The sequence below is a fragment of the Micromonospora sp. URMC 103 genome, from assembly GCF_051386435.1.
Taxonomy (GTDB): domain Bacteria; phylum Actinomycetota; class Actinomycetes; order Mycobacteriales; family Micromonosporaceae; genus Micromonospora.
In genome coordinates this window covers 1,009,475-1,034,931 of the sequence record NZ_JBPQTR010000006.1, presented here as the reverse complement: position 1 = coordinate 1,034,931, position 25,457 = coordinate 1,009,475, and the positions used below count along the sequence as shown (strand labels likewise).

The window sequence follows — 25,457 nt, the reverse complement described above, 5'->3', positions numbered from 1 at the left end:
GGGCGATTGTCCGTTTCGTAGGCGTTTTGCGGGCCGCGTGCGTGGCGTGTGATCCCTAGAGTGACGGGGGGTCGAGCATGGCGGTGGGCGTTCCCATCGTCCGCTGCGACCCCGGGGTGCGGCGGGCGATCGGGCGCCCGCCGCACCCGGCTCCGCCGTCCTCGGACTCGCCTCGAAGCGCGCTGGTGAGGGCACGGGGAAGGCCTACCATCGCGGATGAGGTTGATGCCTCAGAGGCATATTTATGACTCAGAGGCATCACGCTCCAGGCGATGTCGCCCCCCGGCCCGCCCCGAACCGATCGCGATCAGTACGACTTCTCCTGACCGAGGAGATGCTGGGCCACGAAGTTCAGGATCATCTCCCGGCTCACCGGGGCGATCCGGCCGGCCCGGACGGCGCCGAGCAGCGTGGCCACCCCGTACTCGGTGGTCATGCCGGCGCCCCCGTGCGCCTGGACGGCCGTGTCCACGGCGAGCGCCGCGGCCTCGCCGGCCGCGTACTTCGCCATGTTGCCGGCCATCCCGGCCTCCAGGTCCCGGCCCGCGTCGTAGAGGGTCGCCGCCTTGTAGATCATGAGACGGGCCAGCTCGACCTGCACGGCGGCGTGCGCGAGCGGGTGGGACACGCCCTGGTGCGAGCCGATGCTCCGGCCGCCCCACACCGTCCGGCTCGCCGTGTACGCCGACGCCCGCTCGATCGCGTACCGGCCCGTGCCGGCGCCCATGGCGGCCACCGTGATGCGCTCCGGGTTGAGCCCCGCGAACAGGGCTGGGAGCCCGGCGTCCACCGACTCGCCCACGAGCGCGTCGGCGGGCACCCGGACGTCGTCGAGGTAGAGCAGGAACTGGTTCTCCGGCGAGACGATCTCCATGTCCAGTTTGGAGCGGGTGAGGCCGGGCGCGTCCGTGGGCACCACGAACAGCGCGGGCTTCAGCCGGCCGGTCGAGGCGTCCTCCGTCCGGGCCACCACGAGCACGTACCGCGCCTCGTCGACACCCGAGATGTAGCACTTGCGGCCGGAGATCAGCCAATCGTCGCCGTCGCGGCGGGCCACCGTGCCGAGCCGGTGGAAGTTCGACCCGGCCTCCGGCTCGGTGATGGCGAAGACCACCGTCAACGACCCGTCCGCGAACCCGGGCAGGAACCGCTTGCGCTGGGCCTCGGTGCCGTGCCGGTTGATCACCGTGGCGGCGATGGCGGGGGAGACCACGAGCAGCAGCAGCGGGCAGCCCGCGGCGGCCAACTCCTCGCAGACGATGGCCAGCTCCGTGATGCCCCCGCCCCCGCCGCCGTACTCGGTGGGGATGTTGACGCCGAGGTAGCCGAGCCGGCCGGCCTCCGACCACAGCTCGGTGGTGTGCTCGCCGGCCTTGGCCTTCGCCACGAAGTAGTCGTGCCCGTACCGGCGGCCCAGCGCCCGTACGGCGTCGCGGAGCTGCTCCTGCTCGTCGGTGAGGTCGAAGTTCATCGTGCGTCCTCCAGGGGGTTGACGACGGCCAGCACGGCGCCGGTGTCGGCCTGCCCGCCGGCCGGCACGGGCAGCTCGGCGACCATGCCGTCGATCGGGGCGACCACCGGGTGTTCCAGCTTCATGGCCTCGAGGGTGAGCAGCAGGTCACCGGCGGCGACCCGTTGGCCGGTGGCGACGTGCAGCCGGGCCACCGTGCCGGGCAGCGGCGCCACGAGCGAGCCGGCGGCCAGCTCGGCCGTCGGCTCCGGGAAACGCGGCAGCTCGGCGAAGGTCACCGAGCCGCCCGGGCCGTCGACGAAGACCGCCGGCCCCACCTGGTGGACCCGGTACGACTCCCGCACCCCGTCGACGTCGAGCACCACGCGGGCCGGCGTCGCCTCGACCAGCGACACGGCGGCGTCGCTCGACAGGTCGGTGGACCATTCCGCGAGTGCGCCACCCCGGTCGTGGCGGTAGCGGACCTCGACCTCGCCGGCCGGGCCGGAGAAGCGGCTGACCTGCGGGAACGCGGGCACGTTCCGCCAGCCGGACGGAAGCCCGGCGAGCACCGGGGCGTCCGCCCGGCGGGCGGCCGCCGAGGCCAGCGCCGCGGCCAGCGCGAACAGCGGCACGCGCTCGGCCGGCACGAGCGGGGCGAACACCTCGGGGTGCCGGTCGAGGAACCCGGTGTCGATCTCGGCGGCGGCGAACTCCGGGCTGCGCAGGACGCGGACGAGCAGGTCCCGGTTGGTCGTCACGCCGTGCAGCTCGGCCCGGGCCAGCGCGCCGGCCAGCGTACGGGCGGCCTCGGCGCGGGTGGGCGCCCACGCGATCACCTTGGCGAGCATCGAGTCGTAGTGCACGCTCACCACCGAACCGTTCACCACGCCCGAGTCCAGTCGCAGCCCCGCCCGCGTGAGGTTGCCGAACTCCCGGTCCACGCCGGGCACGGCGAACCGGTGCAGGGTGCCGGTGGCCGGCCGGTGATCCTCGGCGGGGTCCTCGGCGCAGAGGCGTACCTCGATGGCGTGGCCGCGCGCCCGCGGCGCCAGCGCCTCCTCCGGCAGCGGCTCGCCCTCGGCGATCCGCAGTTGCAGCCGGACCAGGTCCAACCCCGTGCAGAGCTCGGTGACGGGGTGTTCGACCTGGAGGCGGGTGTTCATCTCCAGGAAGTGGATGGCCCCGTCGGGCGCGAGCAGGAACTCGACAGTGCCGGCGCCCACGTACTCCACCGCCCGGCCGGCGGCCGCCGCCGCCTCGTGCAGCCGCTGCCGCACCTCGCCGGGCAGGACACCGGGCGACTCCTCGACGATCTTCTGGTGGCGGCGCTGGATCGAGCATTCCCGCACACCGAGGGCGGCCACAGCGCCGTGGGTGTCGCCGAGGATCTGCACCTCGACGTGCCGGCCGCGCTCGACGTACCGCTCCAGGAAGACCGTGCCGTCGCCGAACGCCGCGGCTGCCTCGCGGCGCGCCGAGGCCACGGCGTCGGCGAGCCCGGACGCGTCGCGTACCACGCGCATCCCGCGCCCGCCGCCACCCGCCGCCGCCTTCACGAGCACCGGGAAGTCGGTGACCTGGTCGGCGTCCGTCCACGTGGGCAGCATGGGCACTCCCGCGTCGGCGAGCAACGCCTTCGCGGCCATCTTGTCGCCCATGGCGGCGATCGCCTTCGCCGGCGGACCCACCCACGTCAGCCCCGCGTCGGCCACCGCCGCCGCGAACTCAGCGTTCTCCGCGAGGAAGCCGTAGCCCGGGTGCACGGCGTCCGCGCCCGACCGGCGGGCCGCGTCCAGGATCGCGTCGATCCGCAGGTACGTCCCGGCCGGCGCGTTCCCCGGCAGGCGTACGGCCAGGTCCGCCTCGGCCACGAAGGGCGCGCCGGCGTCCGCGTCCGAGTGCACGGCGACCGTCTCGACGCCGAGCGCCCGGCAGGTGGCGAAGATCCGGCGGGCGATCTCCCCCCGGTTGGCAACCAGCAGCCGACTGATCATGACCTGCCTTCTCACATCCGGAAGACGCCGAAACCACCGGCGCCCTCGACCGGTCCGTTGTGGATCGCCGACAGGCAGAGCCCGAGGACGGTGCGGGTGTCGCGGGGGTCGATCACACCGTCGTCGTACAGCCGGCCGGAGAGGAAGAGCGCCCCGGACTGGGACTCGATCTGCTGCTCGACCATGGCCCGCATCGCGGCGTCGGAGTCCTCGTCGTACTCCCGGCCCCGCGCCGCGGCGGCCTGCCGGGCCACGATCGAGAGCACGCCGGCCAACTGCGCGGGCCCCATGACCGCCGACTTCGCGTTGGGCCAGGTGAACAGGAACCGGGGCTCGTACGCGCGGCCGCACATGCCGTAGTTGCCCGCGCCGTAGGAGGCGCCGAGGTTGACGGTCAGGTGCGGCACCGTCGAGTTCGACACCGCGTTGATCATGATGGCGCCGTGCTTGATGATGCCGCGCTGCTCGTACTCGGTGCCGACCATGTAGCCCGTCGTGTTCTGCAGGAACAGCAGCGGAGTGTCCCGGGCGTTGGCGAGCTGGATGAACTGCGCCGCCTTCTGCGCCTCCTCGCTGAACAGCACCCCCCGGGCGTTGGCCAGCACACCGATCGGGTACCCGTGCAGCTCGCCCCAGCCGGTGACCAGCGCGCTGCCGTAGCCGGGCTTGAACTCGTCGAACTCGCTGCCGTCCAGGATCCGGGCCAGCACCTCGCGCGGGTCGAACGGCACCTTCAGGTCGGCGCTCGCGATGCCGAGCAGCTCCTCCGGGTCGTACTTCGGCGGCTGCGGCACCGGGGTGCGCGGCGGCGGACCCTGCTTGCGCCAGTTCAACCGGCGTACGCACCGACGGGCCAGCCGGATGCCGTCCCGCTCGTCCTCGGCGAGGAAGTCCGCGAGCCCCGACGTCGTGGCGTGCATGGCCGCGCCGCCCAGCGACTCGTCGTCGGTGACCTCGCCGGTGGCCATCCGCACCAGCGGTGGCCCGGCCAGGTACACCTGCGACCGGTCCCGGATCATGATCACGTGGTCGGACATTCCCGGCACGTACGCCCCGCCGGCCGTGGCGTTGCCGAACACCACGCTGACCGTGGGGATCCGCGCCGCGGAGAGCCGGGTCAGATCGCGGAAGACCCGCCCGCCCGGGATGAAGATCTCCGCCTGGGTGGGCAGGTCGGCGCCCGCCGACTCCACGAGGTTCACCATGGGCAGCCGGTTCGCGAGGGCGATCTCGCCGGCCCGCCGCGTCTTCGCGAGCGACCACGGGTTCACGGCGCCGCCGCGTACCGTCGGGTCGTTCGCCACGATCAGGCACTCGACGCCCTCGACCACGCCGATGCCGGTCACCACGCTCGCCCCGACCGGGAAGTCGGTGCCGTACGCCGCCACCGGCGACAGCTCCAGGAACGGGCTGTCCCTGTCGAGCAGCAGCTCGATCCGCTCGCGGGGGAGCAGCTTGCCGCGGGCGTGGTGCCGGGTCACGTACTTCTCACCGCCCCCGGCCCGGGCCTGGTCCAGCGCCGCCTCCAGCTCCGCGAGCCGGTCCAGCAGCGCCGCGCGGTTCTCGGCGAAGCCCGGTGCGGCCGGGTCGATCGCGCTGCCCAGTACGGTCACAGCCCCAAGCCCTTCGCGACGATCTCGTTCATGATCTCCGTGGTGCCGCCGCCGATGCCGAGGATGCGGGCGTCCCGGTAGTGCCGCTCCACCTCGGCGTCGCGGAGGTAGCCGAAGCCGCCGTGCAACTGGAGCGCCTGGTCGACGACCTGGTCGCAGGCGGCCACCGCCACGTTCTTGGCCATCGCCACCTCGGTTACCACCGGCTCGCCCGCCGCCACCCGTGCGGCCACCTCGTGCACGTACGCCCGGGCCGCCTCGGCCCGCGTGTGCATCTCCGCCAGCCGGTGCCGGACGAGCTGCCGGCTCGCCAGCGGTCGGCCGAAGGTGGACCGGTCCCGGCACCACCGGACGGCCAGGTCGACGCAGCGCTGCGCGGTGGCGTACGCCTGCGTGGCGAGGGAGAGCCGTTCGGTGGCGAAGTGCTGCATGATCGCCAGGAAGGCGGTGCTCTCCTCGCCGATCCGGTTCTCCACCGGCACCCGGACGTCGGAGAAGGACAGCTCGGCCGTGTCCGAGCAGTGCCAGCCGAGCTTCTCCAGCCGCCGGCCCACCGTGAAGCCGGGCGTGCCCTTGTCGACGACCAGCAGGCTGAGCGAACCGGAGCCGGGGAAGTCCGTGCACACCGCCGTGGTCACGAAATCCGCCCGGATCCCACTCGTGATGTAGGTCTTCGACCCGTTCACCACGTAGTGGTCGCCGTCGCGGCGGGCACACGTGCGGATGGCCGCCACGTCGGAGCCGACGTCCGGTTCGGTGATAGCCAGCGCGCCGATCATCGTGCCGGCCAGCGTCGGGCGGACGTACCGCTCCACCAGGGGGTCGGCGGCCGCGTTCCGGTCGGCGGGCAACCGCCCGCCCAGCGTGCCGCCGCTGCGCGCGCCGGCCGCGGCCACCATGTGCGGCAGCGCGATCCCGTGGGTGAAGAGCGCCGCCACCAGCCCCGAGGAGCCGCCGGAACGGATGATCTCCTCGGTCACGATGATCGAGTCGAGCAGGTCGCCGCCGCTGCCGCCGACGGACTCGGGGAAGCCGATGCCGAGCAGGCCGAGCTTCGCGGCCGTCTCGTGCAGCGACCGGGGCACCTCACCGGCCCGCTCCCAGTCGTCGAGGTGCGGCAGCACCTCCCGGGTCACGAACGCCCGGGTCAGCTCGCGGAGCTGGCGCCGCTCCGGCGTGTCCAGGATCGTCATACGGCGTCCCCCGGGATCGGCAGGTCCACCACGCGGGAACGGAGCAGCTCCCCGAGCGCCTTGGCCTGCGGGTCGAAGCGGGTGGAGGCGGCCGCCCCCGGGCCGAGCAGCCCCCGGATCACGAAGTTGACGGCGCGCAGGTTCGGCAGCTCGTACCGCTCCACGGCCAGCGGCGCGGTCTCCGGCAGCAGCTCGGCGAGCCGTTCGACGGTGAGCCAGCCGCGCAGCCACGCCCAGGTCGCGTCGGTCCGGGCCCAGACGCCGAGGTTCGCGTCGCCGCCCTTGTCGCCGGACCGGGCGCCGACCAGCTCGCCGAGCGGGCCACGCCGGGTCGGCCGGTCGCCGTCCGGAGCCGGCGGTGGCGCCGCGACCGGTACGACCGCGGGCACGGGCATGGTCCGGGCCGGCGGCGGGACCGGCACGCGCGTCCCGTCCGGCAGCACGGCGACGTGCGCGACGGCGTCCTGCGGTACGGCGTCCGCGCGGAACACGCCGTACGGGGTGGCGTCCCCCGGCGGAGTGGTCAGGGTGCAGCCGGGGTAGGAGGCGAGCGCCAGCTCCACGGCGGCCGCCGAGAAGGCCCGCCCGGCCCGCGCCCGGTCGCGGTCGCGCAGGTGTACGTGCAGCAGCGCGCTCGCCGTCTCGGTGTCGGCCGAGTCCGGATGGTCGGTGCGGGCGAGCGTGAACTCCAGCCCGTCCTTGCCCACCGCCTCCTCGATCTGGCCCCGGACCAGGGCCGCCTTCGCGGGGACGTCCAGCCCGCAGAGAACGAACGTCATCGAGTTGCGGAAGCCGCCGAGGTTGGTGACGCCCACCTTCAGCGTGTCCGGTGGCGGGGTTCCCCGGACGCCGGCGACCCGGACCCGGTCCGGCCCGTCGGCGTGCAGGGTGACGGTGTCGAGGCGGGTCACCACGTCCGGCCCGAGGTACGCGGGCCCGCTCACCTCGTACAGCAGTTGGGCCGTCACGGTCTCCACGGTCACGGCGCCACCGGTGCCGGGGTGCTTCGTGACCAGGCAGGAACCGTCCGGGTGCACCTCGACGATCGGGAAGCCCGGCCGGTGCCCGCCGTCGGGCAGCTCCGTGAAGAAGCTGTAGTTGCCTCCGGTGACCTGCGCTCCGCACTCCACGAGGTGCCCGGCGACCGTGGCGCCCGCGAGTGCGTCGAGGTCGTCGCGCCCCCAGCCGTACCGCGCGATCGCCGGCCCGACCACCAGCGAGGCGTCGGTGACCCGGCCGGTGACCACCACGTCGGCGCCGGCGTCGAGGCAGGCCGCGATGCCGAACCCGCCGAGGTACGCGTTCGCGGTGAGCGCGTCCGGCCGCTGGAGCGCGTCGCCCTCGACGTACCCGACCCGGGCGGTCAGGCCGAGCCGGTCGGCGAGCGCGCCGATCGCGGTGGCCAGCCCGGAGGGGTTCAACCCGCCGGCGTTGGTCACGAGCGTCACCCCGCGGTCCAACGCCGTGCCGAGGCAGGTCTCGAGCTGCCGGAGGAACGTCTTCGCGTAGCCCAGCGCCGGGTCGCGCAACCGGTCCCGGCCGAGGATCAGCATGGTCAGCTCGGCCAGGTAGTCGCCGGTCAGCACGTCCAGCTCGCCGCCGTCGAGCATCTCCCCCCAGGCGGAGAACCGGTCGCCGTAGAAGCCGGACGCGTTGCCGATGCGGATCACGCCGACACCCCGTCCGCCTGTGGCTCGCGACCGGCGCCGGGCGGCCCGGCGAACGCCTGGGCCACGTCCAACCACTCGTCGGCCACCGGCCCGGTGACCGTCAGCGCCAGGTCGGCGCGGTGCCGCCGCTGGGTGACGAGCAGGCAGAAATCCCGGGCCGGCCCCGCGAGCCGGTCGGCGGCGTCCGGCGGGCCCCAGCTCCAGGTGTCGCCGTCGGGCCCGGTCAGGTCCACGCGCACGGGCGCCGTCGGCACGGCCCGGCCGGAGGCCGCGAAGCCGTGGCCGAGCGTACGCACGCCGAGATGCGCGACGTGCCGGAGCCGGTTCGTGGCGGGCCGGCGGACGCCGAGCGCGTCGGCGACGTCCTCCCCGTGCGCCCAGGTCTCCATGATCCGCGCGGTGACCATCGACGCCGCCGACATCCGGGTGCCGTACCAGGGGATCTTCCGCCCGGGCGGGACGGCGGCGAGGGCGGCGGCGAGGGACGCCCGGCCGGCCCGCCACCGGGTAAGCAGCTCGGCCGGCGGCGCGAGGAACTCCTCGGTGCCGTGGTCGACCAGCCGGGCCGGGTCGGGGGCCGAGGTGACCGAGGAGAGGAAGGCGTCGGCGTCGGTCGCGGCGAGCAGCGCCACGTGGTCGGTCCAGGCGAGGTGGGCGATCTGGTGGGCGATGGTCCAGCCCGGCGCCGGGGTCGGTCGGGCCCACGCCGCCGGCGGCAGCGGGCGTACCAGGACGTCCAGTGCCTCGGACTCGTCGGCCAGGTCCGCGAGCAGGTCCGTCAGGTCGACCATGGTGCCTCCGGTCTGGTCGAGCCCCCGGGGAGCGGGGCCGGTCAGGGCGTGAGGAGCGTGGAAAGCTGGCGTTTCCAGGTGTTGAGCAGCGCGGCCCGACGCGACGAGTCGTCGGTCAGCAGGTTGGCGACGCCCAGGCCGCGCAGCAGGTCGAGGGTCGCCTGGACCGCCTCGCGGACGTTGGGACGCCGCTCGTCGACGCCGAGGAGCGCGACGGTCAGCCGGTGCATCTCCCGGCCCACACGGGCCTCGAGCGGCACCAACGCCTCCCGGAGTTCCGGGTCGGTGCGGGCGGCGACCCACAGTTCGAGAGCCGCGACGAAGAGCGGGCCGGTGAAGGCGGCGGCGAGCAGGTCGACCACCCCGTCGAGCCGCTGCGGGCCGGCCGGCAGGGCCTCCGCCTCGGAGCGCAGCTCGGCGGCCCGGCGCTCGGCGAGATGGTCGACGGCCGCCGTGACGAGGGCGGCCTTGGTCGGATAGTGGTGCAACTGCGCCCCGCGCGAGACCCCGGCACGGGCGGCCACGAGGGTGGTCGTGGTGCCCGCCCAGCCGTGCTCGACCAGGCAGTCGACGGTCGCCTCCAGCAGGCGGGCCTGGGTGACGCGACTGCGCTCCTGTTGAGGGACGCGGGTCGATGCGGCGGGCACGGGGACAGCGTGCCGCCCACGAAACAAACAGTCAAGCCTGACTTTTTCTTGCCGCAGAGCGACGCGGGGCGGCTACCCCGGCGGTTCGGGCCGGCGGTCGAGGGCGGTGCGGCCGGGACGGCTTCCCTCGTGCCCTGTCGACCTGCCCCATATCTGGGGCGCGGCGGTTCTGCGTCTCCACCCCGTCCGGCCCCGCCGACTGGGCCCGCCCCATGTCTGGGGCAGCTCGACAGGGCGTGAGGGGTGTCTCCGGGCCGCCCGCTTCCGGGCCAGTCGTTGTGGTCGGCGCTCGAAAGTGGCCGGGAGAGCCGGGTCAGCGGCCGTCGCGCGGGGCGAAGACGGCCAGCGCCTCGGCGTCGCTGTGCGGGGAGCGCACGTACTCGTCGGCGAAGCCGGCAGCGTCCGGGAAGGTCGACTCGGCGGTCACCCGGGCGCAGGCGGCGTCCACGTCGAAGTCGGTCCGGCGCAGCTGCACACCCGGCCCGAGCAGCACCCAGTACGCGCCCTGCCCGCCGTACGGCATCCCGACGCTGCCCGCGTTGACCACCAGACGCCGGTCCGCCAGCCTCGTGAACGGCATGTGCGTGTGCCCGCACACGATGGTGCGCACCTCCGCCGGCACGTCGGCGAGGACCTCCGCCCAGCGGGACATGCGGGTGTCGACGAGCACGACCTCCTCGTCGTCGCGCGGAGTGGCGTGGCAGAAGAGCACCGGGCCCAGCCCGTCGACCTCCAGGGTCACCGAGAGCGGCAGGGCGGCCAGCCGGTCGAGGTGGTCGGCCCGGAGCTGCTGGGCGGCCCAGTTGGAGACCTCGATGGGCAGCTTCCGGCCGGCCCGGGCCTCGACCAGCTCCCGGTCGGCGTTGCCGCCCACCCAGCACACCCGGTCACCCAGGCCGGCGAGCAGGTCGAGCACCTCGACCGGCTGCGGGCCGGCCGCGATGTCGCCGGTGAGCACGATGAGATCGGCGGCGGCCACGTCCGGTTCGGCCAGCACCGCCTCCAGCGCGGGCAGCACGCCGTGGATGTCGGAGAGGACGGCGACGCGGTTCAGCATCGCCTCAGCCTGCCCGTCCGCCAGCCACCGGTCCAGGAATTCTGCGCCGGGCAGACAGGGCGCGGAACCGAACCGGCCCGGACCGACGGCGCGGTCCGGGCCGGGCAGCTCGGGGACGGGGACGAGCCCCGGCCGGGTCAGACGCGGGCGCGGCGGGCCAGGCGCTCCGGGTCGAGGATGATGATGCTCTTGCCGTCCAGCCGCAGCCAGCCCCGCGACGCGAAGTCGGCCAGCGCCTTGTTGACGGTCTCCCGGGAGGCGCCGACGAGCTGGGCGATCTCCTCCTGGGTCAGGTCGTGGGTCACGCGCAGCACGCCGCCGTCGCGGGTGCCGAAGCGGCCGGCCATCTGGAGCAGGTTCTTCGCCACGCGACCCGGCACGTCGGTGAAGATCAGGTCGGCCAGCGAGTCGTTGGTCCGGCGCAGCCTCCGGGCGAGCACCCGCAGCAGCTGCTCGGCGATCTCCGGCCGGTTGTTCAGCCACGGTCGCAGCGCCTGCTTCCGCAGCCGCACCAGGCGGGTGTCGGTCACCGCGGTGGCCGTCGCCGTCCGGGGACCCGGGTCGAAGAGTGACAGCTCGCCGACCATGTCCGACGGGCCCATCACCGCGATCAGGTTCTGCCGGCCGTCCGCCGCACGGCGGCCGACCTTGATCTTGCCGGACAGCAGGATGTAAAGACTGTCGCCGGGCTCGCCCTCGTTGAAGACGACCTCGCCCTTGCGGACCTCGATCGTCTCCATCTCCTTGGCGAGCGCCTCGGCAGCCTCCGGGTCGACACCCTGGAAGATCCCGCTGCGGGCCAGTACCTCGTCCATCGCGCACCTCCGGTTGCGCGTCGCCGTCCCTCGGCCGGGTCCGCCGTCCGCTGGTCCCCTCGCGCGCCGCCAAGTCTAGGCGCACGTGAGCGGGAATCAGAGCTGCACCCCTGGAAACTTGATCGTTGGGCGTAACACCTCCGGTCCTCGTGACCAGTAAAATCGCGCCTCCCCGGGCCGGCGGCGGCCTCTCCGCGGGCCACCGCCGCCGGGGACCGGGCGGGCCGTAGGGTCACCGGCGTGCTGAGCGAGCCGCTGCTGACCAGTCGCCGCGAGGGCGGGCGGGACGTCCCGACGCTCGTGTGGCGCTCCGCCGCGCCGCTGCGCGCCGTGAGCTCCGCCCCGCTGGGCGGCGGGATCGGCGTACGGCACTGGGTCGTGAACGCGACCGTGCCGATGTCGTACGACCGGGACGACCCGGCCGACCACCTGGCCGCGCTCGCCGCCGACCTCGGCCTCGACGGGCCCGGGGTGGGCCTGCTGACCGGGGTCGACGTGGCCGAGGTGATCACCCGGACCGACGCGGGCGTGCGGGCCTGGGCCACCGTCGGCCTCGGCACCCCGGTCCTGGCCGCCGAGCCCGCGCCGGCCGCCCTCGTGGAGCGGCTCGGCACGGTGAACATCGTGGTCCACGTGCCGGTGCGGCTCGGCGATGCCGCCCTGGTGAACGCCGTGGCCACCGCCACCGAGGCGAAGGCGCAGGCGATCACGGAGCTGGGGCTCGCGGCGACCGGCACCCCGACGGACGCGGTGACCGTGCTCTGCCCGGTCGACGGGCCGGAATCCGCGTACGGCGGGCCGCGCTCGACGTGGGGCGCGCCGCTGGCCCGGGCGGTGCACGCGGCCGTGCTCGCCGGCGGGACCGCTCCCGTGGTGCCCTGGTCGGACCGGCTGACCGGCTGAACTTCCAGCCGATCGGCCCTCGTCGGGCCGATTCCGTCCCGGTAGGGTCGCGGGCGATGTACGCTGCCGCCCCCGCCCAGCCTCGCCGCCGCCTCGCCCTCGCGCTCGGCGCGCTGCTCGCCGTGCTCCTCGCCGGCTGCGGGCAGCCCGGTGGCGGCCCGGTGTGGCAGACCGGCGCGGGTGGTGGCGGCACGGGCGACCCGGTGACCAGCGCCGCGCCGTCGGCGGGCGGTTCCTCCGCGGCCGGCGGGAAGACCATCTCGCTCTCCGCGACCGGCGACATCATCATGGGCAACGCGCCGAGCCGGCTCCCGGCCAACGGCGGCAAGGGCTTCTTCGACTCGGTGACCAAGGCGCTCGCGGCCGACCTCGTGATGGGCAACCTCGAGGAGCCGCTCACGGTGGACACGGGCACCGGCAAGTGCGGGGCGAACTCCACCCGCTGCTTCCAGTTCCGCGCGCCGCCGGAGTACGCGGCACACCTGCGCGACGCCGGCTTCGACCTGCTCAACCAGGCCAACAACCACGGGTACGACTACGGCCCGAAGGGCTACGAGAACACCCAGAAGGCGCTGGAGCGCTACGACCTGGCGCACACCGGCGCCCCCGACGAGATCACCGTGGTCGAGGTCGAGGGCGTCAAGGTGGCGGTGGCCGGCTTCTCGTCGTACGTGTGGTCCAACAGCCTCGTCGACATCGCCGCCGCGAAGCGGGTGGTGGCCAGGGCCGCCACCATGGCCGACCTGGTCGTGGTGCAGGTGCACATGGGTGGTGAGGGCGCCGACAAGACGCGGGTCCGGCCGGGCACCGAGATGTTCCTCGGTGAGAACCGCGGCGATCCGGTGGGGTTCGCCAAGGCGATGATCGACGCCGGGGCGGACCTGATCGTGGGGCACGGCCCGCACGTGCTGCGCGGGATGGAGTTCTACAAGGGCCGGCTGATCGCGTACAGCCTGGGGAACTTCGCCGGCGGGGGCAACTCGTTGAGCAACGCCGGCCGGCTCGGCTGGGGCGGCGTGCTCAAGGTGTCGCTGCGGCCCGACGGAAGTTGGGCGGGCGGCTCGTTCACCTCGACGTACATGGACGGGGCCGGCAGGCCGACCATGGATTCCGCCGACCGGGGCCTCGGGCTCGTCAAGCAGCTCACGCGCAGCGACTTCCCGCGGACGGGGGCCCGGTTCGACGACGCCGGAAAGATCAGCCCGCCCGCCGCCTGACCGGCCGCGGGCGCGTACGGCATCGGCTCCGAAAGGAGTCGGTGCGGCGACGTAGGCTGGCCGGCGTGACCAGTAGCTCCCCCGGCGCCACCGAGACCGACCTCGGACGCAAGCGCCGCGCCCGGCGGATCGGCCGGGTGCTGGCCGAGACCCACCCCGACGCGCACTGTGAGCTGGACCACTCCAATGCCCTGGAGCTGGCCGTCGCGACGATCCTCTCGGCCCAGACCACCGACAAGCGGGTCAACGAGGTCACCCCGAAGCTCTTCGCGCGCTACCGGACCCCGGCCGACTACGCGGGCGCCGACCGGGCCGAGTTGGAAGAGCTGCTGCGGCCGACCGGGTTCTTCCGGAACAAGACCGACTCGCTGATCAAGCTCGGCCAGGCGCTCGTCGAGCGCTACGACGGGCAGGTCCCCGGCCGGATGGCCGACCTCGTGACGCTGCCCGGGATCGGCCGCAAGACCGCCAACGTCATCCTCGGCAACGCCTTCGACGTGCCCGGCATCACGGTCGACACCCACTTCCAGCGCCTCGTGCACCGCTGGCGGCTGACCGCCGAGACCGACCCGGTGAAGATCGAGCACGCGGTCGGCGCGCTCTACGAGAAGCGTGACTGGACGATGCTCTCGCACCGGGTGATCTTCCACGGCCGGCGGGTCTGCCACGCCCGCAAGCCGGCCTGCGGCGCGTGCACGCTGGCCAAGCTCTGCCCGGCGTACGGCACCGGGCCGACCGACCCGACCGTCGCCGTGAAGCTGCTCAAGGGGCCCCGGGCCCGCGACCTGGCCGTCGCCGCCGGGATCGACCCGGAGCTGGTGCCAGCCCAGGCCGTCGCCGCGGAGGTGCCGTGATCCGCCGCCTCGCCGCACTGGTCCTTCCGCTGCTGCTCGCCACGGCGGCGGGCTGCACGGCCACGGGCGCCGACGGGCCGGCGCCCGCCGGGCCCCGGGCCGAACGCCCCTCGCCGTTCGGCGACTGCGCGGCGCTCACCACCGCGCCGTCGAGTCCCCCCGCGGCACCGGCCGCAGACGCGGACGCCACGGCGGGCGACCGGTTGCCCGAGTTGACCCTCTCCTGTTTCACGGGCGGGGGCCCCGTCGCCCTCCGGGACGTACGCGGGCCGGCCGTCGTCAACATCTGGGCGTCCTGGTGCGCGCCCTGCCGCAAGGAGTTGCCCGCCTTCCAACGGCTCAGCGAGCGGGCCGACGGCCGCCTCCGGGTGATCGGCGTGAACAGCCGGGACACCCGCAGCGCGGCCCAGTCCATCGGTGAGGACTTCGGTGTCCGCTTCCCGATGCTGGTCGACCAGGGCGAGGCGCTGCAACGGGCGCTGAACCGCAACGCGTTCCCGCTCACCCTCTTCGTCGACGGGCAGGGGCGGGTCCGGCACACCGACGTCTCCGGCGCCCTGGACGACGCCCGTCTCGAGGCACTCGTCGACGAGCATCTCGGGGTGGCGGTGCCGGCGTGACCATGAGGCCACCGGAGTGGATGCGGCCGCTGCTGGGTCGGCTCGACACCGCCCGCACCGAGGACTTCACCCGCCTGGCCACGCCGGAGAGCGGCGGTCGGGAGAGCGCCGTCCTGGTGCTGCTCGGCGAGCAACCGGGCACCGGCCCGGACGTACTGGTCCTGCAGCGGGCGGCCAACCTGCGCAACCACGCCGGCCAGCCGGCCTTTCCCGGCGGCGCGGCCGACCCGGAGGACGCGGACGCCCCGGCGACCGCGCTGCGCGAGGCGAACGAGGAGGTGGGTCTTGACCCGGCCAGCGTGACCGTCCTGGCCGAGCTTCCGAAGCTCTGGATCCCGGTGAGCGACTTCGTGGTGACGCCGGTGCTCGCGTGGTGGCACGCGCCGCACCCCGTCCACCCCTGCCAGCCGGCCGAGGTGGCGCACGTGGCGCGGCTGCCGATCGCCGAGCTGGTCGACCCGGCCAACCGGGTACGCGTACGCCATCCGAGCGGTTGGGTCGGCCCGGCGTTTGCGGTGCGCGGCATGCTCGTGTGGGGCTTCACGGCCGGGGTGTTGAGCGCCCTCCTCGATATGGGCGGCTGGACCCGGCCGTGGTCGCCGGGCCGGCTCGTCGAGCTGCCGCCCACCGGCGCCACCCCGGCGCCCTCGGCGGGCACGGACGAGGTCGACGAGACGCCCGTACGCTGACCGGGCGGTCACCTTCCGCAAGCGAAGGTCATCCGACGGGCCCGCTGCCCGTACGCTGGACGCGTGTCCGCCGTGGATCTCGTCCTGCTGCTGCTCATGCTCGTGTTCGCGATCAGCGGATACCGTCAGGGCTTCGTCATCGGAGTCCTGTCGTTCACCGGCTTCTTCCTGGGCGCGCTGATCGGTCTCCAGCTCGGGCCGATGCTCGCCCGCCAGTTCGTCGACAGCGGCACGCGGATACTGATCTCACTGGTGGCGGTGTTCGGGCTCGCGGTGGCCGGTCAGGCGCTCGCCGGCTGGCTCGGTTCCAGCCTCCGGGCGGCAATCCGGGGCCAGGTCTTTCGCAAGATCGACGATGTGGGTGGGGCGTTCGTCTCGCTCTTCGCCGTGCTCCTGGTGGCCTGGCTGGTCGCCGTCCCGCTCGGCTCGTCCTCGCTGCCCTGGCTGGCCGCCTCCGTCCGCAACAGCGCCCTGCTCACCGTCGTGGACCGGGTCCTGCCCGACCAGGCGCAACGGTTCTCCACCGCGCTGCGCGACACGGTCGACACCAACGGCTTCCCGGACGTCTTCGGCGACCTCGCGCCCACCCGGGCCCGGCAGGTCGAGCCGCCCGACCCGGCGCTCGCCGGCTCCCAGGTGGTGGTCAACGGGCAGCGTTCGGTCGTCAAGGTGCTCGGCTCCGCCCCGAGCTGCTCCCGCCGGATCGAGGGCTCCGGCTTCGTGTACGCCGACGACCGGGTGATGACCAACGCCCACGTGGTGGCCGGCACCCGCTCGGTGGCGGTGGAGCTGGGCGACGACCGGTACGACGGCGAGGTGGTCGTCTACGACCCGGACCGGGACCTCGCCGTGCTGTACGTGCCGGGGCTGCCGGGGCCGTCGATGCGGTTCGCGGCCGGCAAGGCGGGCTCCGGGGCGGACGCCATCGTGCTCGGCTTCCCGCTCGACGGGCCGTACAACGCCCAGTCGGCCCGGATCCGCGACGTGGATCGGATCACCGGGCCGGACATCTACTCCTCGGGCGACGTCACCCGCGAGATCTACACGATCCGGGCGCTGGTCCGCAGCGGCAACTCCGGCGGGCCGCTGGTCTCGTCGAACGGGCTCGTGCTCGGGGTGATCTTCGCGGCGGCGGCCGACGACCCGAACACCGGTTTCGCGGTGACGGCGGCCGAGGCCCGGCCCGTGGCCCTGGCGGGTGCCGAGCGCACCCGGGCCACCGGCACCGGCGAGTGCACCTGACCCGAGACAGTGGCGCGACCCGGGCGCCGAACGGTGACGGCGCGGCGGGCCGGCGACCGGCGCGTAGGGGCGCCCCGCCTTCGACGATCGGGGGCGGGACGAACGTCACCGACGCGTAGTCGGCGTGCGTGACGGGTAATGGGCGGCACATGCCCGACACCCTGGTCCAGATCGTCCGGCGGATGCTGCTGCCAGTGGCGCTCCTGCTCTCCGTCATGGTCCTGCTGGGCCTGCTGATCACGCGCGTGTTCGCCCGGTCCTGGCCGTTCACCGTCGAGGACGCCCTCAACCGCGAGCTCGCCGCCGACCGGACGGCCGGCTGGAACGGCCTGTCGCTGGTGTTCAGCACCCTGGCGAGCACCCAGATGATCGTCCTGGTCACGGCGGTGGTCGCGCTCGTGCTCCGGCTCTGGCTGCGCCGCTGGCGGGAGCCGCTCTTCCTCTGCGCGGCGGTGGGCGCGCAGGCTCTGGTGTTCCTGCTGACCACGATGGCCATCGACCGTCGACGACCGGCGGTGGAACACATGGACGTCTCCCCGCCGACGTCCAGCTTCCCGTCCGGGCACACCTCGGCGGCGGTGGCGCTCTACGTGGGCATCGCGGTGCTCCTGGCGCTGCGGGCGCGGAGCACCGCCGCCAAGGTCGGCTGGTGGGCCCTGCTCCTGCTGGTGCCGGTGGGCGTCGCGGTGACCCGGATGTACCGAGGCATGCACCACCCGAGCGATGTGGTGGCGTCCTTCCTCAACGGCGGCACCTGCGTGGCGATCATGGCCCGCTCGATCCTGGACCGGACGGTGCGCTGGGGTCGGGCCAAGCTGCCGGCCGCGCCGCACCGGCACGACGACCGCGCCACCCGTCGCCGCGAATCGCTCGCGCCCTGACCCGAACGCTCCTGACCCACGGCAGCGGGGCGGCCACCCGGGAGCCGGACGGTGACGGCCCAGCCGGTCGGCGGCCGCGCGTCGGGCCGCCCGGCCGTCAACGGTCGGTGGCGGCCGGCTTGCCGGCGGGCTCGGTCGGCGGGCGGTGCCAGGTGGGGAGCGCGGCCACGGTGGCGGCCACCACGGCCGTGCCGAGCAGCCAGCCGCCGATCACGTCGCTGGTCCAGTGCACGCCGAGCGCGACCCGGCTCACCCCGGTCACCACGACGAGCACCAGGGCCGCGGCCCAGAGCGCCCAGCGCTGTGCCCCGCGTCGGGCCGACGGCAGGAAGACCACCAGCAGCACCCCGGCCGCGAGGGTGGCGTTGAGCGCGTGCCCGGACGGGAAGGAGTACCCGGCGGCGCGGGCGACCGGGTCGAGCAGCTCCGGCCGGTCCCGCCCGACGAGGAGTTTCAGCAGCGGACCGAGCAGCCCGCCCGCCAGCATGGTGACCGTGACCCATGCCGCCGCGCGGCGGGCGCCCCGGCTCACCAGCCAGATCACGAGGACCAGCGCGGCGGCGCGCAGCGGCATGGGCCCGAACACGTCCGTCCAGACACTCATCAGCCGCACCCACCCCGGGTGGTCGAGCGCGTAGCCGTGCAGCGCGTCGGTCGCCGCGGCGTCCATGCGGTGCAGCGGCGGCCAGGCGTCGAGCACCAGGAGCGCGAGCAGCGCGAACGGCACGAGCACCAGGAACGCGGCCACCGCGGCGACGGTCAGCCGCAGACCCAGCGCGTGACCCGGGTCGAGGCGGCGGCGCCGCCAGGACACCGAGTCGGCGGGGGGCACGGTGCGGCCGGGCGTACTCATGCCGTCGTTTCTACCCTGGCGGACGGGCAACCAGACCGGCCGGCGTCAGCGGGTCTGCCGCCGCAACCGGCGGACCATGAACGCCGCGCCGGTGAGCAGTGCCACGAAGAGCGCCGCGCCCGTCCAGAACCGTTCGGGTGCCGACTCGTCCTGCACGCCGGCCGGTCGAGCGTTCCACCGGGTGTGCTGCCGCGGGGCGCCCAGCCCGAGCGGGTCGCCGCCCGCGCCCGCCACCGGCTCGTCCGGCCCGAGGCCCGGAGCCGACCCGAAGCCCACCACCCCGGGGGAGGCGTTGTCGTCGAGCGGGTTGCCGGTCACCGGCGGCACGTCGGCGGTCAACGCGGCCACGGGATCCACCAGGCCGTAGCCGAACCGGTCGTCGCGGCCGGTCGGGCCGATGTCGCGGGCGGTGGCCACCAGCCGGTTCACCACCTCGCCCGCCGACATCTGCGGGTAGCGGGAGCGGACGAGGGCGGCGCTGGCGGCCACCAGCGGCGCCGAGAAGCTGGTGCCCTGCACCCGCCAGTAGCCGCCCGGGCGGGCCCCGACCAGCCCCGTGGCGGGCGCCGTGAGCACCGTGTCCCGGCCGGTGATCGAGCCGGACCACAGGTTCTCGCTGCTGCGTTCCAGGCCGGCCACGGCGATCACGCCCGGTTCCCGTGCCGGGTACCAGACCTTGGTGGTGGTCGAGCTGGCCAGGTTGCCGGTGCAGGCCACCACGACGACGTCGCGGGCGAACGCGTAGTCGAGGGCGGCGGCCAGCGCCGGGCTGTCGCCGCTGCCGCCGAGCGACAGGTTGATGACCCGGGCGCCGTTGTCGACGGCCCACCGGACACCGCGGGCCACGATCATCGCGTCGTCGTAGCGGTTCTTGTCGTCGAGGACACGGACCGGAAGGATCCGGGCGTCCGGCGCGAGGCCGACGACGCCCTGCTTGTCGTCACGCCGGCCGGCGATGAGGCCGGCCACCGTGGTGCCGTGGCCCACCGGATCGGCCACCGGGGCGCCGCCGGGCGTCACCAGGTCCGTCCCGGGCAGCACCTGCCCCACGAGGTCGGGGTGGGTGGCGTCCACGCCGGAGTCGACGACGGCGACGGTGACCCCCCGCCCGGTCGACGTGCGCCAGGCCTCCGTCGCGTTCAGCTCGTCGAGTTGCCACTGCTCGTCCCGCACCTGGTCGGGCCGGTCGGCGTCGCTCGGCGCGTACGCCACGGGCGAGCCGGCGACCGTGCGCGCGGTGACCTCGGCGGCTCCGGCGGGCACGGCGGGTCCGCCGACCACGACGGCCGTCGCCAGGGCACCGAGCAGCGCCCGGCCGGCGACCCGTCGGGCCGCTGACGGGCAGCTGTGCCGAACCCCAGTCACATCCTCAACCATTCGTCGCACCAGAACCACGACGATCGGAGATTACCGGGTCTCGCCCGGATTCTGGGGCGATCCGTGGACACCGGTCACGGCGCGGGCAGGTGGGCCAGCTGGACGAGGCGTACGCCCTCGCGTCGGGTCACCAGCCGGCCACGGCCCGGCGGCAGCGGGCCGGGACGGACCGGCCCGACGAGCGCCCCCTCCTCCGGACTGCCGGCCATCACGAGCCCGGCCGTGGACAGCTCCCTCAGGCGCTGGACGATCGGCTCGTACTGGGCCCGGCCCGCGCCGCCGGAGCGGCGGGCCAGCACGAGGTGCAGGCCGACGTCCCGGGCCTGGGGCAGGTACTCCTCCAGGGCGCGCAGCGGGTTGGCCGGCCCGGCCGCCACGAGGTCGTAGTCGTCGACCAGCACGAACAGGTCCGGCCCGGACCACCAGGACCGCTCCCGCAACTGCTGTGGCGTCACCTCGGGGCCGGCGATCCGGCGGGCCAGGTAACCGGCGGCCGACTCGACGAGGTCGGCGGTGTGCGCGGCGGCCGTGCCGTAGCCGATCAGGTGGTCTGTTCCGATGGCCCCGAGCAGGCTGCGGCGGTAGTCGACGAGGATCACCCGGGCCTGCTCCGGCGTGAACCGGGTGACGATCGTGGCGGCCAGCGCGCGCAGGAACGAGGACTTGCCGCACTCGGCGTCGCCGAAGACCACGAAGTGCGGCTCGGCGGCGAAGTCCAGCACGACGGGCCGCAGGTCGGCCTCGGCGATCCCCACCGGCAGCCGCAGCCCGGCCGTGGCGCCGAGGTCCAGGTCGGCGTACGGGAGCACGGGCGGCAGCAGCCGCACCCGGGGAGCGGGTGTGCCGGACCAGGCGTCGGCGGCCCGCTTGACCAGGTCGGCGGTGTCCGCGCCGGTGAGCTGCGGCAGGCCGGTGAGGAAGTGCAGGCCGCCGGCGGTGACGCCCCGGCCCGGGCTCCGCTCGGGCACGTTGACGGCGGCGCGCCGGGCCACCAGCGAGTCCGCCGGGTCGCCCAGGCGCAGCTCCAGCCGGGACCCGAAGAGGTCACGGATCGCCGGGCGGAAGTCCAGCCAGCGCAGCGCCGTCGTCACGACGTGCACCCCGTAGGAGAGGCCCCGGGTCGCCAGGTCGGTGATGAGGGGCTCCAGGTCGTCGTACTCGGCGCGCAGCGTCGTCCACCCGTCCACCACGAGGAACACGTCGCCGAAGGGGTCGACGCCCGGCTGGCCGGCGCCGGCGAGGGCGGCCCGGCGCTGCCGGTACGCCGCCATCGACTCGACGCCCAGCTCCGCGAAGCGGCGTTCCCGCTCGGCGAGCAGCGTGGCGACCTCGCCGACCGTCCGCCGGACGGCCGTGGGGTCGACGCGGCCGGCGACCCCGCCGACGTGCGGCAGGTCGCGCAGCGCGGACAGGCCGCCGCCGCCGAAGTCGAGGCAGTAGACCTGCACCTCGGCCGGGGTGTGGGTGAGCGCGAGCGCGCACATCAGCGTCCGCAGCGCGGTCGACTTGCCGCTCTGCGGCGCACCCACCACCGCGACGTGCCCGGCCGCGCCGTCCAGCGTCAGCCAGAGCAGGTCGCGCCGCTGCTCGAACGGCTTGTCCACCACGCCGACGGGCACGCCGAGCGCGCCGTGCAGCTCCGGGTTGCCGGTGCTGAGGCCGCGCGCCGGGTCGGGGGCGACCGGGCCGAGCAGGTCGTCCAGGGCCGGCGGCTGGTCGAGCGGGGGCAGCCAGACCTGGTGCGCGGGCGGACCCTGCCCCGCCAGCCGGCCGACCAGGAGGTCCAGCACGCTCTCCCGGCCCTCCTCCTCCCTCGGCGGCCGGGCCGGGCTGGCCGGCTCGGTCACCGGAACGACGTGCGTCGTGAAGGTGAGCAGCCGCGGGGAGCCGCTCGCGCCGGGACCGTCCGCGGGGCCGCGCCGCGGAAGCGCGCCGGAGACGTACGCGGCCTTGAACCGGACGAGCGGTTCCGTGCCGAAGCGCAGGTAGCCGTGGCCGGGGGTGCGCGGCAGCTCGTGCGCGTCCGGAACCCCGAGCACGGTGCGCGACTCCAGGGCCGAGAAGGTGCGCAGCCCGATCCGGTACGACAGGTGGGTGTCCAGCCCGCGCAGCCGCCCCTCGTCGAGCCGTTGGGAGGCGAGCAGCAGGTGGACGCCGAGCGAGCGCCCCAACCGGCCGATCTGGACGAAGAGGTCGACGAAGTCGGGCTTGGCGGAGAGTAGTTCGGAGAACTCGTCGCAGACGAGCAGCAGTGACGGCAGCGGGGCGAGCGGGCTGCCCGCGGCCCGGGCGCGTTCGTACTCCCGCAGGCTCGCGAAGGCGCCGGCCCGCCGCAGCAGTTCCTGCCGGCGGACCAGCTCCCCGTTGATGGCGTCCACCATCCGGTCTACGAGCGGCAGCGCGTCCGCGAGGTTCGTGATGACGGCGGCCGTGTGGGGCAGCCGGTCGAAGGAGGCGAAGGTGGCCCCGCCCTTGAAGTCGATCAGCACGAAGTTGAGCTGCTCGGAGCTGTGGGTGGCGGCCAGCCCGAGGACCAGGGTGCGCAGCAGCTCGGACTTGCCGGAGCCGGTGGCCCCGATGAGCAGCCCGTGCGGACCCATGCCGTCCTGCGCGGACTCCTTGAGGTCCAGCTCGACGGCGCCGCCGTCGCTGCCCACCCCGATGGGCACCCGCAGCCGTTCCCGCGCCGGGCGGGGCGCCCAGCCCTGCTCGACGGTGAACCCGCGCGGGTCGCCGAGCCCGAGCAGGTCGGGCAGGCCCGGCTCGACGTGCGGCGCGGCGTCCGGGCCGCGGGCGGCGCCCGCGAGGCGCAGCGGGGCCAGCCGCCGGGCCACGGCTTCGGCGTCGGCCACGTCGAGCCGGTCCGCCGTGCCGACCTCGGCGTGGCCGTCGACCGCGTACGAGTGCAGCCGCCCGTCCCGCAGGTCGAGCAGGAGCGTACCGGTCGAGCAGCCGGGGTGGCGGCGTGTCCAGGTCGAGGACGGTCACGGCGTCGATCCCGCCGTCACCGGTGAGGTCGGCGGCACCGGTGAGGTCGCCCCCGTCGAGCACCACCACCACGTGGGGACCGTCGGTCGCGGGGCCCGCCGGGCTGAACCGGGAGCGGCTGCCCAGCACCTCGTCGAGCAGCCGTTCCAGGTCGGCGGCGGAGCTGGTGACCAGCCGGAGGGGGCCGAGCGCGTCGGCGCGGCTCGGATGGCGGGCGTGGGGCAGCCACTTGACCCACTCCCACGCGGCCCGCCGTTCGGGGCCGGCGCAGACCGCGATCAGCAGCTCCTCCGGGGCGTGGAAGACGGCGAGCTGGGTGAGCACGGCGCGGACCAGCCCGCGGGCGGCGGCCCCGCTCGCCGGACCACCGTCGTCGGCCGGCGCGGTGTCGTGCCCGCTCGCCCGCGGCGGCCCGGCGGTGTCGCGTACGAACACCCGGGCGAAGCTGCGCAGCGACAGCGCCACCGGCAGGTCGGGCACCACCGAGTAGGCGTCCAGGAACCGGCGGAGCGCGCCGGCCGTCATCGGCTCCAGCTCCTCCAGCGGCCGGGTGGCGGGCGGAACCAGAGGCGTGGCCAGCGTCTGCGGCCCGAGACCGACCCGGACCACCGCGAAGTCGGGGTCACCCGGCCGGCGCTCCCAGACCCGGTGGCTCGCCACCGTCGACCACAGCCGGCCCGGGTCGGGATGCCGGTAGTGGAGCCCGGCCCGTTGCCGGTCGGCGGTGTGCCGCACGCGCTGTCGCAGGGCGGTGAGGTGCCGCAGGTACTCCCGCCGGGCGGCCATCATCTCCGACTTCCGCGGGGTGCCCGACGCGCTGCCCCAGGAGGTGACCAGCATCGCGAGGGAGGAGAGGCCGAACATCCCGCCCACCACGTACGCGTAGGCGCCTCCGCCCCGGCCGAACATCATGGCCATCGCCACGGTGCCACCCAGCATGGGCAGCACCATGAGCAGCTGCTGCCAGCGGCCGCCGGTCACCGCGGGGATCTCCGGCGGGGGCTCGACGGCCAGCTCACCGACCGGGATCTCCGGCGCCGGCCGGCGGGGCGGGCGCTTGACGACGACGGTGGACACGGAGCCTCCCCAGAACTCTCGGTAACCCGAGGCTGGCTCATCGTAGGTAAAGTCCTGTCGTCCGCGCAGCCACCGACCCCGTTCGATATGGAGGCGAATCGATGGCGATCGGGCTCGCCCGTGTCACGATCAGCGCCCCGCAGCGCCGGCTCGACGTCGCCCTGCCGGAGCAGGTGCCCCTCGCCGAGCTGCTGCCCGACGTGCTGCGGCACGCCGGCGAGGGGCTGGCCGACGACGGCGAGCGGCACGGCGGCTGGGTGCTGCGACGCACCGACGGCGCGGTGCTGTCGACGGCTCAGGCCCTGCTGGCGCAGGGGGTACGCGACGGCGAGGTGCTGCACCTCGTTCCGGCCCGTGCGCACTGGCCGGAGCTGGAGTACGACGACGTGGTCGAGGCGATCGCGGACGGCGCCCGCCGCCGGGGTGGCGCCTGGTCGGCGTCCGCCACCCGGGTCGCCGTTCTGGTCGGGGCGGGCGTGCCGCTCGGCGTGGGGCTGCTCGCCCTGCTCGGCGGGGGGCCGCAGCACCGCGAGGGCTGGGCGGCCGCCGCCGTGGCGCTGCTGCTCACGCTCGCCGGCACGGCGGCCTCCCGGGCGTACGGCGACGGCGTGACCGCCACGACGCTCGGCGGCTACGCCCTGCCGTACGCCGCGGCGGCCGGCGCCCTGGCGGTCGGCTCCGGCGACCCGGTCGGGCCGGTCGGGCCGCTGCGCTGGGTGGGCGCCGCCGAGCTGCTGGCCGCCACGGTGGCCCTGCTCCTGGCCTCGGTGCTGGGCCTGCTCGGCGTCGCCACGCGACTGCGGGTGTTCGTGGCCGGGGCCACGGTCGGGCTGGTGGGGGTGCCGACCGCCCTCGGCGGGCTGCTGCTCGGCGCCGCGGGCACGGCGGCCGTGCTGCTCAGCGTCCTGGTCTTCGCGGTCGGGGCGATCCCGTTGCTGGCCATCCGGCTCGGCAAGCTGCCGCTGCCGCCGATCACGCTGCCGGCCGCGTCCGACGACGGGTCACCGGCGCGTGACCTGCCCGACCGGGGCCGGGTGTACGCCGCGGTGGCGCGTACCGAGGAGATGCTCACCGGGATGCTGCTCGGCCACGCCCTGCTGGCCGTCGTCGCGGCGGGGGTGCTCGTCGCGGCCGGCGGGGTCGCCGCCCGGGCGCTGGTGGCGGTCACCGCCGCGGTGCTGCTGCTGCGCGCCCGCGTGTTCGTGGCGGTCCGGCACCGGGTGCCTCCGGTGCTCGCGGGCCTGGCCGGGTACGCCGTGCTCGGTGCGGCGCTCACCGGTGACGCGGGCGGGCCCGGGCGGCTCGGGCTGGCCGCCGTGGGTGCCGTGCTGGCTCTGCTCGCCGTGGCGGCCGGCGCCACGTACGCCCGGCGGCCGGTCTCGCCGTACCTCGGTCGGGTCGCCGACCTGGCCGACACGGCGCTCGTGGTGGCCGTGGTGCCGGTCGCCTGCGCGGTGCTCGACCTGTACGAACGGGCCCGCGGGCTGCTCGGCTGAGCGGCCGCGGGCCCGTCACGGAAGTCG

At 75.0% G+C, this 25,457-nt stretch carries 19 protein-coding genes and 1 pseudogene; 8 read left to right on the top strand and 12 right to left on the bottom strand.

What is annotated here, in order from left to right:
* Positions 1–307 precede the first annotated feature (307 nt).
* The 9 genes from ACSNOA_RS31140 to ACSNOA_RS31100 form a co-directional block, all read right to left on the bottom strand.
* A complete protein-coding gene (locus tag ACSNOA_RS31140) occupies positions 308–1,471 on the bottom strand; it encodes an acyl-CoA dehydrogenase family protein (RefSeq protein WP_436663326.1) in 1,164 nt (387 codons plus the stop codon).
* Entirely contained in the window at positions 1,468–3,447 is a 1,980-nt protein-coding gene (locus ACSNOA_RS31135) for an acetyl/propionyl/methylcrotonyl-CoA carboxylase subunit alpha (RefSeq protein WP_436663325.1), read from the bottom strand. The genes ACSNOA_RS31140 and ACSNOA_RS31135 overlap by 4 nt, the downstream gene beginning before the upstream one ends.
* Positions 3,448–3,458: 11 nt before the next feature.
* Entirely contained in the window at positions 3,459–5,060 is a 1,602-nt protein-coding gene (locus ACSNOA_RS31130; RefSeq protein WP_436663324.1) for an acyl-CoA carboxylase subunit beta, read from the bottom strand.
* Positions 5,057–6,253, bottom strand: coding sequence for an acyl-CoA dehydrogenase family protein (locus ACSNOA_RS31125; protein WP_436663323.1), 1,197 nt, complete (start codon positions 6,251–6,253; stop codon positions 5,057–5,059). The genes ACSNOA_RS31130 and ACSNOA_RS31125 overlap by 4 nt, the downstream gene beginning before the upstream one ends.
* Entirely contained in the window at positions 6,250–7,863 is a 1,614-nt protein-coding gene (locus tag ACSNOA_RS31120; RefSeq protein WP_436663434.1) for an acyclic terpene utilization AtuA family protein, read from the bottom strand. Before ACSNOA_RS31120 ends, ACSNOA_RS31125 begins: the two co-directional genes overlap by 4 nt.
* A gap of 56 nt (positions 7,864–7,919) precedes the next feature.
* A complete protein-coding gene (locus tag ACSNOA_RS31115) occupies positions 7,920–8,714 on the bottom strand; it encodes a TIGR03084 family metal-binding protein (protein ID WP_436663322.1) in 795 nt (264 codons plus the stop codon).
* A 41-nt stretch (positions 8,715–8,755) separates the two neighbouring features.
* A complete protein-coding gene (locus ACSNOA_RS31110) occupies positions 8,756–9,361 on the bottom strand; it encodes a TetR/AcrR family transcriptional regulator (RefSeq protein ID WP_436663321.1) in 606 nt (201 codons plus the stop codon).
* Positions 9,362–9,674: 313 nt separating this feature from the next.
* Complete coding sequence (locus ACSNOA_RS31105; RefSeq protein ID WP_436663320.1) at positions 9,675–10,418, bottom strand: metallophosphoesterase family protein; 744 nt, start codon at positions 10,416–10,418, stop codon at positions 9,675–9,677.
* Between the two features lie 137 nt (positions 10,419–10,555).
* Complete coding sequence (locus ACSNOA_RS31100) at positions 10,556–11,233, bottom strand: Crp/Fnr family transcriptional regulator (protein ID WP_007073398.1); 678 nt, start codon at positions 11,231–11,233, stop codon at positions 10,556–10,558.
* Positions 11,234–11,473: 240 nt separating this feature from the next.
* Between ACSNOA_RS31100 and ACSNOA_RS31095 the strand changes: the two genes are divergently transcribed.
* From ACSNOA_RS31095 to ACSNOA_RS31065, 7 genes are all read left to right on the top strand, one after another.
* Positions 11,474–12,136, top strand: coding sequence for an adenosylcobinamide amidohydrolase (locus ACSNOA_RS31095; protein ID WP_436663319.1), 663 nt, complete (start codon positions 11,474–11,476; stop codon positions 12,134–12,136).
* Between the two features lie 56 nt (positions 12,137–12,192).
* Complete coding sequence (locus ACSNOA_RS31090) at positions 12,193–13,353, top strand: CapA family protein (protein WP_436663318.1); 1,161 nt, start codon at positions 12,193–12,195, stop codon at positions 13,351–13,353.
* A 41-nt stretch (positions 13,354–13,394) separates the two neighbouring features.
* Positions 13,395–14,207: an endonuclease III gene (gene nth / locus ACSNOA_RS31085; RefSeq protein WP_436663317.1), complete on the top strand. Its 813-nt coding sequence runs from the start codon at positions 13,395–13,397 to the stop codon at positions 14,205–14,207.
* Positions 14,204–14,827 (top strand): TlpA family protein disulfide reductase, encoded by a 624-nt coding sequence (locus ACSNOA_RS31080; protein ID WP_436663316.1) that lies wholly within the window; start codon positions 14,204–14,206, stop codon positions 14,825–14,827. The genes nth and ACSNOA_RS31080 overlap by 4 nt, the downstream gene beginning before the upstream one ends.
* A gap of 2 nt (positions 14,828–14,829) precedes the next feature.
* Complete coding sequence (locus tag ACSNOA_RS31075; protein WP_436663433.1) at positions 14,830–15,516, top strand: NUDIX hydrolase; 687 nt, start codon at positions 14,830–14,832, stop codon at positions 15,514–15,516.
* 63 nt (positions 15,517–15,579) lie between these two features.
* The gene (locus tag ACSNOA_RS31070) at positions 15,580–16,758 is read left to right on the top strand and encodes a MarP family serine protease (RefSeq protein WP_436663315.1); all 1,179 of its coding nucleotides are present in this window, start codon (positions 15,580–15,582) and stop codon (positions 16,756–16,758) included.
* A 149-nt stretch (positions 16,759–16,907) separates the two neighbouring features.
* Positions 16,908–17,639, top strand: coding sequence for a phosphatase PAP2 family protein (locus ACSNOA_RS31065; RefSeq protein ID WP_436663314.1), 732 nt, complete (start codon positions 16,908–16,910; stop codon positions 17,637–17,639).
* Positions 17,640–17,736: 97 nt separating this feature from the next.
* Here the strand turns inward: ACSNOA_RS31065 and ACSNOA_RS31060 are convergent, their stop codons facing one another.
* The 3 genes and pseudogenes from ACSNOA_RS31060 to eccCa all read right to left on the bottom strand — a co-directional run bounded on the left by ACSNOA_RS31060 (position 17,737) and on the right by eccCa (position 23,934).
* Positions 17,737–18,492 carry a phosphatase PAP2 family protein gene (locus ACSNOA_RS31060; RefSeq protein WP_436663313.1) on the bottom strand — a complete coding sequence of 252 codons (756 nt, stop codon included), beginning with the start codon at positions 18,490–18,492 and terminating at the stop codon, positions 17,737–17,739.
* Between the two features lie 45 nt (positions 18,493–18,537).
* Positions 18,538–19,869, bottom strand: a complete 1,332-nt coding sequence (mycP, locus tag ACSNOA_RS31055) for a type VII secretion-associated serine protease mycosin (protein ID WP_436663312.1) — start codon at positions 19,867–19,869, stop codon at positions 18,538–18,540.
* A 74-nt stretch (positions 19,870–19,943) separates the two neighbouring features.
* Positions 19,944–23,934, bottom strand: a pseudogene (eccCa, locus tag ACSNOA_RS31050) (type VII secretion protein EccCa).
* Between the two features lie 101 nt (positions 23,935–24,035).
* Here eccCa and eccD point away from each other — a divergent pair.
* The gene (eccD, locus tag ACSNOA_RS31045; RefSeq protein ID WP_436663311.1) at positions 24,036–25,430 is read left to right on the top strand and encodes a type VII secretion integral membrane protein EccD; all 1,395 of its coding nucleotides are present in this window, start codon (positions 24,036–24,038) and stop codon (positions 25,428–25,430) included.
* The last annotated feature ends 27 nt before the right edge of the window (positions 25,431–25,457 follow it).

Coding starts and splice junctions, on each gene's coding strand:
- ACSNOA_RS31140 (WP_436663326.1), bottom strand. CDS start 1,471: ATGAACTTCGACCTCACCGACGAGCAGGAGCAGCTCCGCGACGCCGTA.
- ACSNOA_RS31135 (WP_436663325.1), bottom strand. CDS start 3,447: ATGATCAGTCGGCTGCTGGTTGCCAACCGGGGGGAGATCGCCCGCCGG.
- ACSNOA_RS31125 (WP_436663323.1), bottom strand. CDS start 6,253: ATGACGATCCTGGACACGCCGGAGCGGCGCCAGCTCCGCGAGCTGACC.
- ACSNOA_RS31120 (WP_436663434.1), bottom strand. CDS start 7,863: ATGCTCGACGGCGGCGAGCTGGACGTGCTGACCGGCGACTACCTGGCC.
- ACSNOA_RS31115 (WP_436663322.1), bottom strand. CDS start 8,714: ATGGTCGACCTGACGGACCTGCTCGCGGACCTGGCCGACGAGTCCGAG.
- ACSNOA_RS31105 (WP_436663320.1), bottom strand. CDS start 10,418: ATGCTGAACCGCGTCGCCGTCCTCTCCGACATCCACGGCGTGCTGCCC.
- ACSNOA_RS31100 (WP_007073398.1), bottom strand. CDS start 11,233: ATGGACGAGGTACTGGCCCGCAGCGGGATCTTCCAGGGTGTCGACCCG.
- ACSNOA_RS31090 (WP_436663318.1), top strand. CDS start 12,193: ATGTACGCTGCCGCCCCCGCCCAGCCTCGCCGCCGCCTCGCCCTCGCG.
- ACSNOA_RS31075 (WP_436663433.1), top strand. CDS start 14,830: ATGAGGCCACCGGAGTGGATGCGGCCGCTGCTGGGTCGGCTCGACACC.
- ACSNOA_RS31065 (WP_436663314.1), top strand. CDS start 16,908: ATGCCCGACACCCTGGTCCAGATCGTCCGGCGGATGCTGCTGCCAGTG.
- ACSNOA_RS31060 (WP_436663313.1), bottom strand. CDS start 18,492: ATGAGTACGCCCGGCCGCACCGTGCCCCCCGCCGACTCGGTGTCCTGG.
- mycP (WP_436663312.1), bottom strand. CDS start 19,869: ATGGTTGAGGATGTGACTGGGGTTCGGCACAGCTGCCCGTCAGCGGCC.
- eccD (WP_436663311.1), top strand. CDS start 24,036: ATGGCGATCGGGCTCGCCCGTGTCACGATCAGCGCCCCGCAGCGCCGG.